This is a genomic window from Vibrio tetraodonis (genome assembly GCF_003350295.1).
Lineage (GTDB): Bacteria > Pseudomonadota > Gammaproteobacteria > Enterobacterales > Vibrionaceae > Vibrio > Vibrio tetraodonis.
This window is the reverse complement of sequence record NZ_QLYY01000016.1, coordinates 1-15,427: the sequence shown is the minus strand read 5'-3', so window position 1 is coordinate 15,427 and position 15,427 is coordinate 1. Positions and strand designations below refer to the sequence as shown.

Genomic DNA, 15,427 nt, shown 5'->3' with positions numbered 1-15,427 from the left:
TATACATTGAAGGCTTGGCATGCTTGTGGAAACCACTAAGCCATATACAGCAATTAGGCATTTTGAGATAACATGAGATTGATGAATCAAGCAAGGCGCTCTTTGTAATAAAACACTCTACTCTTTCTCCCTACCCAGATTTTCAGGCTCTTCCTGCTGTAAATTTTCAGCTAAGCCAATTTCTCCAGCAAAAAATAGTAGGCTCCCGACTGCTGATAATGTTTCATTGCCCTCTCTTGCTGGGAAGTCACCCGCTTTATTGACACTATCTGGCTCTATAACATTATTACAGACAACACTGGCGCAGCCTTCCTCCACTATCTTTTCTGGCGGAAAATCTGGCACATCGGCCAAACAATTTACCGCTAGAGTAGCAATAAAAGCAGATAAAACAGCACAATACTTCATTACCAGAATCAACCTATTTATCATTAATATATCAGCTAGGACAATGATAACCCCCTCGCGTTCAAACAAAAAGGCAAAAGCCTCAAATCAAACAGCTCATTTCTCAGCTTCATATTGAAACATAGTTTACTTGCAAGGCCTTATGATAATCCCCGAAACCACGAGGATATCTTGTTCTACCAATTTTGGATGCATGCCTTTAGGTCCATTTCTATTGTTCGTAATCAATACCTTCATCTTTGCCAAATGGGTAATTCGTTCATCGTCTCAGACAAATGGTCGATAAAGGCTCTTAAAAGCGGTGTAACCTGTTTACGCGTTTCGTATATGGCGTAAACACCTAACGTTTGTGGTTTCCAGTCGGATAACAATTCAACCAATTTACCTTCATCAATTAGCGGCTTTACACTCGGCGCAGGCTGTAAACTTATGCCACAACCTTTGAGTGTTGCGGCTAACAAAGCCTCAGAAGTGTCGGCACTGATATTCCCCTTGATAGCAACAGATTCACGTCCATTTGGTCCCTCAAACGTCCATGCCGTACGGCCAAAATAGCTAAAGGATAAGCAGTTATGATATTCAAGATCTTGGGCATTACTCGGTATACCTTTTTTCTCGATATAAGATGGCGCGGCACAGATGATTGAGCGGCACTCTCCTATATGTTTAGCCACTGCATTTTGTGAAAGATCATTGGTAATTCTGATCGCCAAATCGACTCTCGAATCAACAAGGTTAACCGCCTTGTCCGTAGAGAGAATATCAATCGAAACTTCAGGCCAACGTTCAACAAATTGGCGAATCACATCGACTAAACAGCTTTCTACGATCGAATAGCTTGCTGTAATACGCAGCTGTCCCTTCAAGTTGAGCGCGTTTTGGTCTCTTATCCCATTCAACGAATCTTCTAGAGCGAGTAGTTCCCTTGCAACATCCAGTGTTTCTTTTCCGGTTGTGGTCAAGCTCAAGCTGCGCGTCGTTCTATGCAGTAACCGCGTATCCATCCATTTTTCTAATTCTGACAAATATCGAGTTACCTTACTTCTGGATATATCTAAATGCTCAGCAACCGCACTTAAGCTACCGCGTTCCACTATTTCAACGAAGACTCTCATCGCTTCGAGTCTATCCATATCGCGTCCTTTTTTGAATCAAATTAACCAATACGACCCTTATTATATGACCGAAAAATGCAACAGTGAAAGTCGATTTGATGTCTATTTCATCTAATTATAATCGAATAATATTCTTATCACTTTAATTGAAGGTGACATTGGGTCACCGATGATAAGGAACAAAAAATGAAAAAACACACAGTATCACTATTAGCGACCACATTATTTTCAGCGGGTGCTCTTTCGGCAGAAAAGCTCAATATCACTCACTACAATCCTGGTTCAAACGCAATATTTCCGGTCAGCTCTGTACTGGTTTCGGGTGAAAAGGAAGCCATTTTATTTGATGCGCAATTTAGTACTACAGATGGACAAAATCTGGTTGAACTAGTGAAAGAGTCAGGCAAAACACTGTCTATGATATACATCAGCGCAGGCGACCCAGACTACTATTTTGGTTTAGAGCCTATTGTTGCTGCATTTCCAAATGTGGAAGTGGTTGCGAGCAAATCCGTCGTTGACCATATCAACAAGACCAAACAAGCAAAGTTAGAGTATTGGGGCCCTATCTTGGGAGAGCATGCGCCCTCCAAAGTGGTTGTACCAACTGTATTTGATAAGACATCTTTGACGCTTGATGGTCAGACAATTGAAGTCAAGGAGATAAATTCTCACCAAGCTTATCTTTGGGTTCCATCTGAAAAAACAGTCTTTGGTGGTGTCTCTGTGTACAGTGGTGTACATGTTTGGATGGCTGATACACAAAAGAAAAAAGCGCGCGAGCAATGGGCCCAATCCCTTGAAAAAATGAAGAAACTAGAACCAGAAGTTGTCATTCCCGGCCACTATTTGGGTGAAATGCCGAAAGGTATTGACGGAGTTCAGTTTACCATCGATTACTTGGGAAAAATTGAAAGTGTTTTAGAGGGAAAACCTAATCTAACCTCACAAGACATCATCAATACAATGAAAAATACTTACCCGGAATTTCATGCCACTGAAGGCGATCTAAAACTGGGAGCACAAGTACTGAGTGGGGAAACAGAGTGGCACTAACTGAATGATGCGACGTATCAATCTTGGATAGCATGACTAAGCCACATTCAACACCTCAATAATATTGCCTTGGCGGTTGTCGACAAGGCAATAACTCTCAGGAACTATCTTGCCATGAATATTCACTTTAGAGCCGCAAATACAACCGACTTTGACAATGTGGTTGAACTCTATGTTAATAACATGAACCTCAGTGCCTTCACTAAAGCAACCTGTATATCGGATCTGCGTAATCTTGCTATTCTCCATTTAGCGCAAGACTTTCATAAAGCCAATATGATCACGGTGGCCCAACACCAAGGTAAAATTTGTGGTGTACTTATGGCTACCAGTACGAATACAAACCAAGTTGCCATACATTTTGATCCAGAGCCAAGGCTAACAAAAGCATACCTAGCTCTAGAAGGGACACTTCAAGGCCAACAAATACTCGCTGAGCGTCAAGATAACACTCCAGCTAACCACGATAACGAATACGAGGATCATTCAAAGCTTCTCTTGATTTGTATCGATAACAAATACCGCCGGCAAAAACTAGGTTCACAACTTATCGAGCAATATGAAGCATTTTTACGTCAATTGGGTGTAAATCAGTACCAACTTGTCTCTGACAGCCTCTGTACTTACCAGTATTACGATGCGAATGGGTATACTCGCATCAAACAAGAAATAAATACTTTTAACCCAGGCGTTACTCGCTTTATTTATACCAAAAACGTCTGATACCTTTGCTGAAAACAAAAAGGGCAAAAGCCCTTTTGTTTGATTGAGGTTTGTTGTGAGACTATGCCTGCTGGCGCGTCGCACAAACTACGATTTCGCGTATGCATACACCTTGAGGCTGCTGGTAGGCATACTCAACAGAGCGGGCAACATCGTCTGGGGAAAGTGCTCCGCCCATTGACCCTTTCCAATCTTCGTAGCCATCAATAATATCGCTTGAGTTGGTGTGCGACAGTAACTCAGTTTCGACTGCACCTGGGGCGATAGTTGTCACTCGCACATTAAAGTCTGCTACTTCTTCACGCACATTTTCAGAGATGGCATGAACAGCAAACTTAGTGCCGCAGTACGCTGCATGATTGGCAAATGATTTTCGGCCCGCAATTGAGCTGATATTGATAATGGTGCCCGTTTGGCGAGCTTTCATAGGAGCCAGTACCGCCTGCATCCCATTCATAAGGCCCATAACATTAACATCAAACATGGTTTTCCATTCAGCCGAGTCTTGGACATCAAGTGGGCTTAGCAGCATCACCCCTGCATTATTGACAATGCAATCGGTCGGGCCAAACTTCGCTTCCGCCTTAGCGATGGCAGCCTCAAATGATGACTTATCAGTTACATCGACTTTTTCACATAGGGTATTAGGTAAATCTAATGCCTGAAGACGATCTACACGACGAGCAAGCAATAACAAAGGATGCCCCGCATCACTTAGACGACGTGCGATAGCTTCACCAATACCTGAACTTGCACCTGTGATAACGATTAATTTTTTCATGTTTCTCTCCAATGATTTATCCAATTGACAACATCTGTTGTTGCGATGGATGTATGTTAAGAAAAACATTGGTGTTGATATATAGCGCTTAAATCAAATTACTGTTGTTATATAGCAACAATAACTAAGTACATAAGTAAAAGCCGTAGTCTGCTCACTTAAACAAAGGCGTAACCTGAACTATTAGAAATCACGCTCAAAGCATTGCTTTATAAAGTCGATAAAGGTTCGCAGGCGGATCGGTTGATATTTATCTCTATGATAAATGGCGGAGAATGGCACCAATGGAATTTGCCATTGCGGCAGAACACGAACAAGCTCCCCCTCACTCACGGCTTTCTCACAATACATAATAGGGGTACGAATAATGCCATTGCCGACAAGTGCAGAATTGATCATCGCATGACCATTTCTACTGACCAGTTGGCCCTCGATGGTGACATCATAATGCTCTTGGCTGTCTTGAATTGATTGAAAACTCCAGCGTGTGATTGAACCTATAAGGCAGCGATGCTGAGTTAAGTCTCTAGGGTGCTTGGGGCTGCCATATTGCTCGATATAACTAGGGCTGGCTAGTGTCGCAATCTCAACATCCATCAGTTTTTTGGCAATAAACCCTGAGTCTTCCAACTCTCCCATACGAAAAGCGATATCAAAATCATCTTGGATCAAGTCAACCCTATGGCTACTAAAATCTAGGTATATTTGTATTTGGGGGTATTGAGCCATAAACATGGCCACATAGTGAGAGATAATGCTTTCACCAATATACCCACCGACACAATTTACTCGAATTAAACCACGCACCTCTTGGGTATCATCAACCGCGGCAATCAAGGCTTGATCGATCTCGTTTAACGCTTTTTCGCATTGAAGGTAAAAACGCTCACCTGCATGGGTTAGCTTTAAACTACGTGTGGTTCGCGTAAGAAGTGTTACCTTCATCTGTTTCTCGAGCGCACTGATCTGCCGAGAGACATGAGAGCGAGAAACAGACAACGCCTCGGCCGCCTTGGTGAAGTTACCCAATTTGGCTATAAGCACAAAGGTTCGAACATCGGATAAGTTAATATTGTTTAGCATTCGGATCACCGCGGATTATTGTTGCCTTATGACAATAACGGTAAGATTGTTCTACACAATCAAACGCCAACACAAGAATATTTGATTTGATTAGAAAAAGCTCAATAGAGAGCTTTTTAATTTTAGTACTTTATTCAATAGAAATCGCTTTGACAGGTGCATACTTATTTTCCGAGTCATCGACGTTATAATGAACGGTAATTGTCGTTTTAGCATGCTTTACAGACAACAACGTTGATAGAAAAGTGTTAAAAGCGATGTCACTTTGTGCTATTCGAAAATACCTAGCATTGCTTGGCATATTTTCTAATGTGAACAGTATTTCACCTCGATGGCCATTTGGCCAATTCTCACCGTATAAATTTATCTTGTCTACCTTACCTTTATAAGATCCTGCATAAACATTGAATGACACTAAGCCGATCAACAGCAAGGAAAGTAGTTTCTTCATTTAAAAATCCTTTAAATTCATATGGAAATAACTATTTGTTCCGAATCTATATACCATAAAAATTCATATTATAAATGTATTAGTAAGATTAATCTGCTTTAGTCCAACAGGGCACTTTAATAAAGGAATATAATCCCACTATTCACGTGACTATAACAAAACGAAAAACTAGGCGTTATACCGATAAATTTAGTGGGAGCTAAAGTGTTATCTCCCAGATAGAGCTCTGCTTTATACGAGCAGCAGGTATATCGCTCTATTGGCATTCAACCCGTGAGGGAATCCTTATCTCTTGGGATGTGATCGTTTCGCCCACTTGGATCATTACCGCTCCAACATTATCGTTTTTTAAAAAGACTTTACTGCTATGATCGAACCCATAAGATGTGGAAGGGCTCATAATTTGAGTGGTGTGCTGCCACTTAGTTTTGATAAACGAATGCCCATGACCGCAGATAATATGTTGAATATTTTCATTATTTAAAACAGAGGTCGCGACTTCTTTCTGGTTTTCTAACCCGATTTCATTGAACCAATCACAGTCATTTTCAAAAATGGGGTGATGTATAACTATCACTGTCTCTTGCTTGGCATGGTCAATTCTTTTAATGTCTTCACTGGCAACTCGGCCTGCCCCTAGCATCATTGCCTTTTTCGGCTTTTTGCTAGAGTCAATAAACATGAAGTTAAACATCTCTATGGATACCTGTTCAGCCACTTTTATCGATGTGTCTTTGAAAGCAGATTTCATCATATCTATGCAGTCATGATTACCCGCGATTGCGTATATATTGGACGTGCTAATATGCTCAGAAATTAAACGAGCAAAGATTTGATACTGAGGTATAGTTGGGCTTTCGCAAATATCCCCAGTGATAAATAGATAGTCAAAGTTTAAACGATTGATAAAGTCTAATGTATGCGCCAACGCTTGCTTAGCGTTAACTTTATTTAGATTAAAATGACAATCACTAATTTGAACTATGGTTTTCATTTCTAAGCTTCTCTATTTAATAAGCGACTGGAAAAACCGCCACTTACTCATTAGATACGTTCGTATCTTTCTATGACCCTAGCTCTGAACTAGGGCCATGGATTATAGCAAACTAAACGCTGCATTTTTAGAAGCTAACATTGAAATTAATGGCTGGTGTAAGCAGTTGTGAACGCTCATAAACTAACCTTTTTCTCTTTTCTTTTAATCGCTTAGCATTTTCTTTGTCAGGATTGTTGGCTAGTTGATTGTCGATAAGCGAGATTTCGGTATCGAGCTGTTGGATACGCTGTTTGCGTTGATATTCCTGACGACCTAATTGGTAATTTTCAAGAAATCGCTTGTTGCTGCATACGCCATAATATCCTCTGCCCTCTCTTCCCACGGTGTAACCATTGTCCGGTGAGCAATAGATGATAGTGCCATTATCGAAGCCCTTTTTCCACTGCGTTCGATTTGGAGTCACCCCGGCTTCGTTACAATCTTTTGTATAGCTATTAATAATGCTTGGCGCGTTGCCATTTAAGCCATTTTGGTAACCGACGTTATACCAGTCTGCGGTTTTACATTCTTCGGGAGACATGCTGGCGCAGCCAGAGAGCAAAGTGATTAACGCAAAAGGGATTGGTGCTCTTTTCATCCATTATTGTCCTTTAAACTGATTCTAACCAAAGAGTGTATAATGAACACTGTTCATATTAATTGGTGAAATCATTATATTCGCAAATGTGTTTAGTTGACAGTATTGGTGATAAGTTCCCTTGTCTGAATGGATTTATGTCCAAAAGCGTTTCATATATGCTTATTCACAGCACTCGAACTCAGCACTTTAGTTCTAGAAAGTGCCTAGTGAAACTGTTCTGGACATAAATGCGTTGGCGGTTTTACTAATTTAGCAAGTCATAAATTAGCTCAGGTATGGCAAAATCACCTGAGATCCCTTTTTATTATAAAAAGCGGAGGGAGATGGTCAGTTCAATCACAAAGAAGGTATACGAAGTAATGCGAACAACTGAAACGCCGCTTGTCTTCTTGCGATTTCTTCCATGGCGTACTGTAACATTTCAGGGATTTGATTATTCTCCGCAGCAAGTAGAACCGCTTGAAGACCAAGGTCAACCTTTTTTCTTCCAACCGTTTGGTGATAACGGAGTAGTTCACAAACCTCGATGGTGTGCCGCCCTTTCTCTGTTATATATCGGTAGGTCGCGCCTGGTACTGCAACCTCAATGTGCTCATCATAATTATCAAAATGAGGATGAATAATTCGATAATTTGCACTCTTGCTCGGAAACCCCTTATCAGTTAAAAAGTAAAGGTGAATAGCCTTCTTCAGAGAATTGCCAATGGTCAAGCTAGTGTTGTTTTGGAGGAATAGCCAAAGTAGAAATAATTCAGAGCACCATCAATTTGATTAAAAATCAAGGCAAATAACGATGAATAGAAAAGATGCCATGTCAAAATCAGACATGGCAATATTCGCGTTATTTTCGATAACGGGCTTTAAACATAGTATTTACGCTTCATTCTCAAAGCGACGTTAACCAAAGCGATTAAGACAGGCACTTCAACCAAAGGCCCAATGACACCGGCAAACGCTTGATCAGAGTTTAAGCCAAATACAGCGATGGATACGGCGATGGCCAATTCAAAGTTGTTGCCTGATGAAGTAAAGGCGATAGACGCATTTTGATCGTAAGGGATCCCCAAACGTTTTCCGATGTAAAAGCTTACAAAAAACATCACCATAAAATAAATGATGAGTGGTGTGGCAATACTCAGAACGTCCATGGGTAACTCGATGATCATTTCACCTTTTAGACTAAACATCAAAACGATGGTAGCCAAAAGTGCAATCAGAGTGATGGGGGAAATGCGCGGAATGAAGACGTAGTTGTACCACTGTTCACCTTTGGCTGAGACCAAGAGTTTACGGCTTAAAAAGCCGGCTAAGAAAGGAATACCTAAATAAATCAACACGCTCTGGGCAATATCCCAGATAGTGATATCGACAACAAAGCTTTCCAAACCAAAGTAAGGAGGTAAAACAGTAATAAATAGCCATGCCATAAAACTGTAGGTGACAATTTGAAACGCGCTATTTAGAGCAACGAGGGTTGCGCCATATTCTTTATTTCCGCCACAAATGTCATTCCAAACCAACACCATAGCAATACATCGAGCTAGGCCGATCAGGATGAGTCCCACCATATATCCGGGTTGATCTCGTAAGAAAACAATCGCTAAGAGGAACATTAAGGCAGGCCCTACCAGCCAGTTCATCACCAAAGAGAGCGTTATCGCGCGTTTATCGCGAGTCACTTCCCCTAAAAGGCTGTAGTTCACTTTTGCCAGTGGCGGATACATCATTAAGATCAAGCCAATAGCAAGTGGAATATTGGTTGAGCCAACAGATAGACTCTCATTCCACTGAGCGACTTGGGGAAATAATACGCCAACTCCGACACCAAAGGCCATGGCAAGAAAAATCCATACGGTTAGGTATCGATCGAGAAAACTCATTTTTTCAGATGCGCTGGTTTCGACACAGCTTGAGATGTTAGTCATACAAACCTCTTTCAATTGAAATTAATAAGCCAGCGAAATTGAACATCATTCGCTTACACCGTTTGAACACGACTTACCTTTGAGGAGCCGCAACTCAGGCTCGATAAGTGTCAAATTATATTTGAGGGTGATCTCCAGCACTTGCTTGACCCAAGGTGCGAGCATGGGGTTGATCTGGTAGTAAATCCACTTACCGCGTCGCTCATCCAGAACCAGTCCGTATTTTCGTAATTCGGAAAGGTGCCGAGATACTTTGGGTTGGCTCAGATTAAGCGCCCTCATTAGATCACAAACGCATAACTCTCCTTGTTTTTGCATTAAAAGCAGAGATTTAAGCCGAGTTTCTGCAGCAAGTGCTTTGTAAAGAAGGATTGGATCGAGCATAGGAACTCTTCAATGGGAAATACATATGGAATATCATATATATGAAATTCCATATATGTCAACTTTTTCGTTAAATATGGACTTTGGAGAGGCAAATAAATTTAGGAAAAATAAGCAATCCACGATAGCGAGCTTATTGTTGACCAATGATGTGTCAGTTATATTACTCAGACTAGAATGTGATGGATTGGCGGAAATAAAGAAAAGTAACGCCGCCAGCAGTGATCAAAAGAATAATTCAGGACACACACCAAAAGAACTTAGATCTTATTTGCCAGGGAGCCATTATTATGAACCGGGAAATGAGGATTCGGAAGATGAGGATCATAGAGCATGGCGAGATTATCATTTAAATTATTATCTTAATCTACCGAATATCACCTTTGGTCATTGATTATTTAATAAGACAATTTAGGGACTGTCATTTACCCATGAACTGGAACCTGTAAATTGCCATTAAGTCCATAATTTAATATTAATAAACCACCTAGCTTTCACTGTAAAATTGAACTTCATTATTTGCTAAACTTTGATAATTTTTAGTCGGGAAAACGCACTCCCTTAAACTGTGTAGAGTATTAGCTCTGAATGATTATGGGGCAAAAACCTCTTACCTGCCCAAAACCCTCGGGCCAATAAAAAGCCCCTAAACACCAAAGTGTTTAGGGGCTAAATCGATTAAAGGTTTGGTCTTTATCTTGTTACGGCGTGTAGTAGGTTGCCGCACCAGGGCCGACAGGTAGGCCAAACACAAATACCCATAGGTAGAAGAGTAGGCTCCAGCCAACGATAAAGCACAGTGAATAAGGCAGCATGGTGGCTATTAGGGTGCCAATACCAAGGTTTTTCACATAACGCGTCGCAACCGCTAGAATAAGGGCGAAGTAGCTCATCATAGGCGTGATAATATTGGTGGTCGAATCGCCAATACGATACGCCGCTTGAATGGTTTCTGGCGCGTAGCCAACTAGCATCAGCATAGGTACAAAGATAGGCGCCGTCACCGCCCACTGAGCTGAAGCTGAGCCAATCATCAGGTTGATAAAGCCGCACATCAAAATAAAGGCGAAGAACAACATTGGCCCTGTTAAACCAATCTCTTGCAAAAAGCTTGCGCCCGACACAGCAAATACTTGACCAAAGTTGGTCCACTTGAAAAAGGCGACAAACTGGGCGGCGAAAAACACCAGTACAATGTACATGCCCATTGAGGACATCGACTTTGACATGGCATCAATCACATCACGGTCAGTTTTCATTGTGCCGACAACTTTGCCGTAAACTAGCCCTGGAACCGCAAAAAAGACAAAAATAAAGGCGACGATACTTTTCAAAAATGGTGAGCCCGCCACTGTGCCAGCATCGGAGCGTAAAATGCCATCTTCTGGCACTATAGTCCAAGCGAGCAATGCACACACAACCAAAACTGCAAGGCCGGCGCGTTTCATGCCTTTTTTCTCAACCTCGGTTAGCTTGCCCATTAAGTCATTTGATAAATCTTCTGACGCTTCATCTTGGTTGTATTTGCCCAGTTTAGGCTCAACAATTTTTTCAGTAACAAAGGCGCCCGTTGCGGCAATAAAGAAAGTTGAAACAAACATGAAGTACCAGTTTACTTCAGGGCCAACCGTGTAGCTTGGGTCTATCAATTGCGCGGCGGTTTCTGTGATCCCAGATAACAAAGGATCCAAAGTCCCAATCAGCAAGTTAGCAGAATAGCCGCCAGAGACACCGGCAAAAGCGGCAGCAAGGCCAGCTAAAGGATGTCGACCCAAAGAATGAAACAGCATAGCTGCAAGAGGAATAAGGACAACGTAACCAAGCTCAGAAGCCGTATTAGAGATAATGCCAGCAAAGACAACTGTGATGGTGACCATGCGCTTTGAAGCGCCCATCACCATACCGCGCATCACAGCAGAAAGTAGCCCTGAGTGTTCGGCAACTGCAACACCCAATAAGGCAACGAGAACGGTTCCAAGCGGCGCAAAACCAACAAAGTTTTTCACTAAATTGGTGACGATTAACTCTAGGCCATCGGCATTGACAAGGCTGACAACATGAATCATGCCGTCTGCCGCTCGCCCTTTTACACCTTCTGGTCTTGGGTCAGCAACCGATAGTTCAAAAAAACCAGCAATGCCTGATGCGACCAGTACAGCGGCACAAAGGATCACAAATAATGTGATGGGGTGAGGCAGTAGGTTGCCTAGGTACTCTACCATGTCTAAAAAGCGCGTGAATATCGGCTTTTTAGGTGAGTTAGGTGTAACTGAAGCAGATGACGTCATCTGATCCCTCCTTGTTAGTTTCTCCTGCGCTTTGTAACAATTTTCCAACAAAGCCTGCGAAGATTACTCAACAAAGAAATCAATTAAAAGTCGTAAATGTAACAAATCGTTAGTCTGATCATGATATCTCAGGGAATAAAACCCTAAAATTAGTGATATACCCGATATAATCGACAATAATCAATATAATCAGTTACACCACTAATTTTATTTGCTCAGCGCTGAACCGCTTTAAAACGTGGGTTGGCCTTGCAAATCACATATAGACGCCCTCGTCGCTTTACGATTTGGCAATCAGGATGACGTTTTTTCGCGCTCTTTAATGATTTCAGTACTTTCATTTACTCGTTTCCTTTCGAAAACTGGCCAAATCGACGCCTAAAGTTCGCCACTCGACCTTCTTGGTGGATCACGCGCTGCTTACCTGTGTAGAAAGGATGAGATTTAGATGACACCTCAACCGTAAAATAGGGGTAAGTTTTGCCATCTTTCCACTCAATAGTGCGATCGGTTTGTAAGGTTGAACCAATCAAAAAGTATTCATCAATACTGGTGTCATGGAACACAACGGTTCGGTATTCTGGATGGATATTGTCTTGCATCGTTAATTCTCAAATAAGTGTTATGTTATAACGTTATTTATGATAACCATTCTCATTACGTATTACTAGTGTTTTTTATGTTAGCTTTACGCCACCCCTGTTTTTAGAGAAAAGCCATGTATTCTGTAGAACCTATCGGTTTTATTGAAAGCCCATATAAAGAGAAGTTTGCCGTTCCTCGCCAGCCGCGGCTTGTGACTGAGGCTCGCTCTAGAGTTCGCTTAATCAACGCCGCCAATACTTCAGAAGCGGTAAGAGAGCTGGATCAGTTTTCACACCTTTGGCTGCTGTTCTTATTTGATCAAAATTTAGAGGCCGGCTGGAAACCCACGGTGAGGCCACCAAGATTGGGGGGTAATCAACGCGTCGGCGTGTTTGCGTCTCGCTCAACATTTAGACCCAATGGCATAGGAATGTCGGCGGTTGAAATGAAAGGGATAGATAAAGTCGGTGAGCAAGTGTATCTTGATCTTGGCAATGTTGATCTCGTCGATGGCACACCGATTATCGATATCAAACCTTATATCCCCTACTCTGACTCGATAGATGATGCCCATGGTGGCTACGCTGAAACCGCGCCCGTCACACTCGCGGTAAGCTTTTCACCAGCGGCTACCGAGCAGTTAACCAAGCACCGTGATACTCAACACGTGAAAACCGTTATAGAACAGGTGCTGGCGCAAGATCCACGTCCAGCGTATAAAAAAGGCAAGCGTGATAGTAAAGAATACGCCGTCAATCTATTCGATTTGAACGTCAAATTTAGCATAAGCGACAACTTAGTCACGGTTAGTGCAATTGAGTACTTTTGACAAAGGCGTTTGACTGATATTATAGGCGGCTATTTATTTCCCTGATGGGGATTCTCTCCTCCTGTCCTTCTTGGCTGGAGAAAATAACTTTAATAAACGGATAAAATTAATGCGTACCAGTAATTATCTTCTTTCTACTTTGAAGGAGACTCCAAACGACGCAGAAGTTGTGAGCCACCAGCTCATGCTACGTGCAGGTATGATCCGTAAGCTGGCTTCAGGTTTATACACCTGGCTACCTACTGGTCTTCGTGTACTGCGTAAAGTCGAAAACATCGTTCGTCAAGAGATCGACAATGCAGGCGCAGTCGAAACTTTGATGCCCGTTGTTCAGCCGTTTGAACTTTGGGAAGAGACAGGCCGCAGCGAAAAGATGGGCCCTGAGCTACTTCGCTTTACTGATCGACATACTCGTCCGTTTGTTCTTAGCCCAACCGCTGAAGAAGTGATCACTAGCCTAGTGCGCAATGAAGTGAGCTCATACAAGCAGTTGCCGCTTAACTTGTACCAAATCCAGACTAAGTTCCGCGATGAACGCCGCCCTCGCTTTGGCGTGATGCGCGCACGTGAATTCTGCATGATGGATGCCTACAGCTTTGATATCGACAAAGAAGGCCTACAAAAGTCTTACGATGCTATGCATGACGCCTACTGCAAAGCATTCGATCGTATGGGTCTTGAGTATCGCCCTGTGCTTGCCGATTCTGGTGCTATTGGCGGTAGCGGCTCACAAGAATTCCATGTGCTGGCTGAAAGTGGTGAAGATCTTATCGCCTTCTCGACAGAATCAGACTATGCAGCAAACATAGAAAAAGCAGAAGCAGCGGCTCCTTCTGGTGAGCGCGTACAACCGAATCAAGAGATGACGCTGGTTGATACACCAAATGCAAAAACCATCGCCGAGCTTGTAGAGCAACATGGCCTAGCAATTGAAAAAACGATTAAAACACTGTTTGTCAAAGCATCTGAAGAAGTGGATGCCGATATCATCGCGCTTATCATTCGCGGCGATCACGAGTTAAACGAAGTCAAAGCAGAAAACCTTCCGCAAGTGGCGGCTCCTTTAGAAATGGCCACCGAAGAAGAAATTCGTGCGCTAGTGGGCGCAGGACCTGGCTCTCTAGGTCCAGTCAATCTAAGCCTGCCCTTTATCGTTGATCGCACCGTTGCGATAATGAGCGATTTTGGCGCTGGCGCTAACATTGATGATAAGCACTATTTTGGCATCAACTGGGGCCGTGATGTTGAGCTTGGCCAAATTGAAGACTTGCGCAACGTAATCGAAGGTGATCCTAGCCCATGTGGTAAAGGTAGCTTGATGCTTAAGCGCGGTATCGAAGTGGGTCATATCTTCCAGCTTGGTAACGTTTACTCTCAAGCAATGAACTGCGGCGTACTTGGTCCTGACGGTAAAAATGCCATTTTAGAAATGGGCTGTTACGGTATTGGTGTATCACGTGTTGTTGCTTCAGCTATCGAACAGAACCACGACAAGTATGGCATCATCTGGCCAGACGCTCTTGCGCCTTTCCAAGTGGCTATCGTTCCAATGAACATGCACAAGTCAGAAGAAGTAAGAGAAGCGGCTGAGAAGCTTTATCACGAGCTCTCTGAGATGGGCATCGAAGTCTTATTTGATGACCGCAAAGAGCGCCCTGGTGTGATGTTCTCTGATATGGAGCTTATTGGCATACCTCATACTGTCGTGATAGGCGATCGCAGCATGAAAGAAGGTAACTTCGAATATAAGAATCGTCGCACTGGAGACAAGACTCCGGTGGCTATGGCGGAGGTCGTCGCTCACCTAAAAGCGCAACTTGCGTAAATCTTAGTAAGTAGTACGCAAAAAGGCTGATGGTAATACATCTAATGCCGTTCGGATAAGTATTAACACTTATATCTAAATGGATATTTGGCCCGAACAAAGAGGACTGAACGTGGAAACGTTCGGTCCTTTCTTTTATCTGGCAAAATGAAATGGCTGATGCTCTCTCGCATTTGTTTGAGCCTGACAGGTAAAGTGCCATCGGGGCTGAGCGCTAGCCATCGCAACTGGGCATCTATCAAATTTATTGCTGCTGTGAAGCTAACCCGAGTTGGGCTTACATTGGCATCTTCGGCAATATGAATCATTTCTAAACGTACTAAATTATAGGCAAGCA

At 42.6% G+C, this 15,427-nt stretch carries 18 protein-coding genes and 1 pseudogene; 5 read left to right on the top strand and 14 right to left on the bottom strand.

All coding sequences use genetic code 11. The features are described 5' to 3' along the window. Window positions 1-117: 117 nt before the first annotated feature. Window positions 118-408: a hypothetical protein gene (locus tag DPF90_RS12155; protein ID WP_114786612.1), complete on the bottom strand. Its 291-nt coding sequence runs from the start codon at window positions 406-408 to the stop codon at window positions 118-120. Between the two features lie 233 nt (window positions 409-641). Then, entirely contained in the window at window positions 642-1,541 is a 900-nt protein-coding gene (locus tag DPF90_RS12150) for a LysR family transcriptional regulator (RefSeq protein WP_114786611.1), read from the bottom strand. 168 nt (window positions 1,542-1,709) lie between these two features. Between DPF90_RS12150 and DPF90_RS12145 the strand changes: the two genes are divergently transcribed. Together DPF90_RS12145 and DPF90_RS12140 are read left to right on the top strand one after the other, a co-directional pair. Continuing rightward, the gene (locus DPF90_RS12145; RefSeq protein ID WP_114786610.1) at window positions 1,710-2,579 is read left to right on the top strand and encodes a Vmh family MBL fold metallo-hydrolase; all 870 of its coding nucleotides are present in this window, start codon (window positions 1,710-1,712) and stop codon (window positions 2,577-2,579) included. Window positions 2,580-2,693: 114 nt separating this feature from the next. After that, a complete protein-coding gene (locus DPF90_RS12140) occupies window positions 2,694-3,302 on the top strand; it encodes a GNAT family N-acetyltransferase (RefSeq protein ID WP_114786609.1) in 609 nt (202 codons plus the stop codon). A 61-nt stretch (window positions 3,303-3,363) separates the two neighbouring features. Here DPF90_RS12140 and DPF90_RS12135 read toward each other — a convergent pair whose 3' ends face one another. The 8 genes from DPF90_RS12135 to DPF90_RS12100 form a co-directional block, all read right to left on the bottom strand. Next, window positions 3,364-4,083, bottom strand: a complete 720-nt coding sequence (locus DPF90_RS12135; RefSeq protein WP_114786608.1) for an SDR family oxidoreductase — start codon at window positions 4,081-4,083, stop codon at window positions 3,364-3,366. A 183-nt stretch (window positions 4,084-4,266) separates the two neighbouring features. Continuing rightward, the gene (locus DPF90_RS12130; RefSeq protein WP_114786607.1) at window positions 4,267-5,166 is read right to left on the bottom strand and encodes a LysR family transcriptional regulator; all 900 of its coding nucleotides are present in this window, start codon (window positions 5,164-5,166) and stop codon (window positions 4,267-4,269) included. Between the two features lie 130 nt (window positions 5,167-5,296). After that, entirely contained in the window at window positions 5,297-5,617 is a 321-nt protein-coding gene (locus DPF90_RS12125; protein WP_114786606.1) for a hypothetical protein, read from the bottom strand. A gap of 256 nt (window positions 5,618-5,873) precedes the next feature. After that, window positions 5,874-6,611 (bottom strand): metallophosphoesterase family protein, encoded by a 738-nt coding sequence (locus DPF90_RS12120; protein ID WP_114786605.1) that lies wholly within the window; start codon window positions 6,609-6,611, stop codon window positions 5,874-5,876. A gap of 127 nt (window positions 6,612-6,738) precedes the next feature. Beyond that, a complete protein-coding gene (locus DPF90_RS12115; RefSeq protein ID WP_114786604.1) occupies window positions 6,739-7,251 on the bottom strand; it encodes a DUF2799 domain-containing protein in 513 nt (170 codons plus the stop codon). A 339-nt stretch (window positions 7,252-7,590) separates the two neighbouring features. Then, window positions 7,591-7,965, bottom strand: a complete 375-nt coding sequence (locus DPF90_RS12110; protein WP_240314511.1) for a hypothetical protein — start codon at window positions 7,963-7,965, stop codon at window positions 7,591-7,593. 149 nt (window positions 7,966-8,114) lie between these two features. Beyond that, window positions 8,115-9,179 (bottom strand): ACR3 family arsenite efflux transporter, encoded by a 1,065-nt coding sequence (gene arsB, locus DPF90_RS12105; RefSeq protein WP_114786603.1) that lies wholly within the window; start codon window positions 9,177-9,179, stop codon window positions 8,115-8,117. Between the two features lie 45 nt (window positions 9,180-9,224). Next, on the bottom strand, window positions 9,225-9,563 hold the full coding sequence (locus tag DPF90_RS12100) for a metalloregulator ArsR/SmtB family transcription factor (protein WP_114786602.1): 339 nt from the start codon (window positions 9,561-9,563) through the stop codon (window positions 9,225-9,227). A gap of 25 nt (window positions 9,564-9,588) precedes the next feature. On the opposite strand from DPF90_RS12100, the gene DPF90_RS12095 reads away from it, so the two are divergent. Continuing rightward, window positions 9,589-9,957, top strand: coding sequence for a hypothetical protein (locus DPF90_RS12095; RefSeq protein ID WP_114786601.1), 369 nt, complete (start codon window positions 9,589-9,591; stop codon window positions 9,955-9,957). Window positions 9,958-10,264: 307 nt separating this feature from the next. On the opposite strand, the gene DPF90_RS12090 is transcribed toward DPF90_RS12095, so the two are convergent. From DPF90_RS12090 to DPF90_RS12080, 3 genes are all read right to left on the bottom strand, one after another. Then, complete coding sequence (locus tag DPF90_RS12090) at window positions 10,265-11,851, bottom strand: AbgT family transporter (RefSeq protein WP_114786600.1); 1,587 nt, start codon at window positions 11,849-11,851, stop codon at window positions 10,265-10,267. A 215-nt stretch (window positions 11,852-12,066) separates the two neighbouring features. Continuing rightward, window positions 12,067-12,192, bottom strand: coding sequence for a type B 50S ribosomal protein L36 (gene ykgO, locus DPF90_RS12085; protein ID WP_114786599.1), 126 nt, complete (start codon window positions 12,190-12,192; stop codon window positions 12,067-12,069). Beyond that, window positions 12,193-12,453 (bottom strand): type B 50S ribosomal protein L31, encoded by a 261-nt coding sequence (locus DPF90_RS12080; protein WP_114786598.1) that lies wholly within the window; start codon window positions 12,451-12,453, stop codon window positions 12,193-12,195. 116 nt (window positions 12,454-12,569) lie between these two features. On the opposite strand from DPF90_RS12080, the gene tsaA reads away from it, so the two are divergent. Continuing rightward, window positions 12,570-13,265: a tRNA (N6-threonylcarbamoyladenosine(37)-N6)-methyltransferase TrmO gene (gene tsaA, locus DPF90_RS12075; protein WP_114786597.1), complete on the top strand. Its 696-nt coding sequence runs from the start codon at window positions 12,570-12,572 to the stop codon at window positions 13,263-13,265. 109 nt (window positions 13,266-13,374) lie between these two features. After that, the gene (locus tag DPF90_RS12070) at window positions 13,375-15,090 is read left to right on the top strand and encodes a proline--tRNA ligase (RefSeq protein WP_114786596.1); all 1,716 of its coding nucleotides are present in this window, start codon (window positions 13,375-13,377) and stop codon (window positions 15,088-15,090) included. A 62-nt stretch (window positions 15,091-15,152) separates the two neighbouring features. Here DPF90_RS12070 and DPF90_RS12065 read toward each other — a convergent pair. Beyond that, window positions 15,153-15,427 (bottom strand): annotated as a pseudogene (locus DPF90_RS12065) (IS4 family transposase); the annotation flags it as partial.

What these genes read in the sequence shown, in the direction of transcription:
- DPF90_RS12150 (WP_114786611.1), bottom strand. Translation starts at nt 1,541, where the DNA reads ATGGATAGACTCGAAGCGATGAGAGTCTTCGTTGAAATAGTGGAACGC.
- DPF90_RS12090 (WP_114786600.1), bottom strand. Translation starts at nt 11,851, where the DNA reads ATGACGTCATCTGCTTCAGTTACACCTAACTCACCTAAAAAGCCGATA.
- DPF90_RS12125 (WP_114786606.1), bottom strand. Translation starts at nt 5,617, where the DNA reads ATGAAGAAACTACTTTCCTTGCTGTTGATCGGCTTAGTGTCATTCAAT.
- tsaA (WP_114786597.1), top strand. Translation starts at nt 12,570, where the DNA reads ATGTATTCTGTAGAACCTATCGGTTTTATTGAAAGCCCATATAAAGAG.
- DPF90_RS12095 (WP_114786601.1), top strand. Translation starts at nt 9,589, where the DNA reads ATGGAATATCATATATATGAAATTCCATATATGTCAACTTTTTCGTTA.
- DPF90_RS12155 (WP_114786612.1), bottom strand. Translation starts at nt 408, where the DNA reads ATGAAGTATTGTGCTGTTTTATCTGCTTTTATTGCTACTCTAGCGGTA.
- DPF90_RS12135 (WP_114786608.1), bottom strand. Translation starts at nt 4,083, where the DNA reads ATGAAAAAATTAATCGTTATCACAGGTGCAAGTTCAGGTATTGGTGAA.
- arsB (WP_114786603.1), bottom strand. Translation starts at nt 9,179, where the DNA reads ATGACTAACATCTCAAGCTGTGTCGAAACCAGCGCATCTGAAAAAATG.
- ykgO (WP_114786599.1), bottom strand. Translation starts at nt 12,192, where the DNA reads ATGAAAGTACTGAAATCATTAAAGAGCGCGAAAAAACGTCATCCTGAT.
- DPF90_RS12070 (WP_114786596.1), top strand. Translation starts at nt 13,375, where the DNA reads ATGCGTACCAGTAATTATCTTCTTTCTACTTTGAAGGAGACTCCAAAC.
- DPF90_RS12130 (WP_114786607.1), bottom strand. Translation starts at nt 5,166, where the DNA reads ATGCTAAACAATATTAACTTATCCGATGTTCGAACCTTTGTGCTTATA.
- DPF90_RS12145 (WP_114786610.1), top strand. Translation starts at nt 1,710, where the DNA reads ATGAAAAAACACACAGTATCACTATTAGCGACCACATTATTTTCAGCG.
- DPF90_RS12115 (WP_114786604.1), bottom strand. Translation starts at nt 7,251, where the DNA reads ATGAAAAGAGCACCAATCCCTTTTGCGTTAATCACTTTGCTCTCTGGC.
- DPF90_RS12140 (WP_114786609.1), top strand. Translation starts at nt 2,694, where the DNA reads ATGAATATTCACTTTAGAGCCGCAAATACAACCGACTTTGACAATGTG.
- DPF90_RS12080 (WP_114786598.1), bottom strand. Translation starts at nt 12,453, where the DNA reads ATGCAAGACAATATCCATCCAGAATACCGAACCGTTGTGTTCCATGAC.
- DPF90_RS12120 (WP_114786605.1), bottom strand. Translation starts at nt 6,611, where the DNA reads ATGAAAACCATAGTTCAAATTAGTGATTGTCATTTTAATCTAAATAAA.
- DPF90_RS12100 (WP_114786602.1), bottom strand. Translation starts at nt 9,563, where the DNA reads ATGCTCGATCCAATCCTTCTTTACAAAGCACTTGCTGCAGAAACTCGG.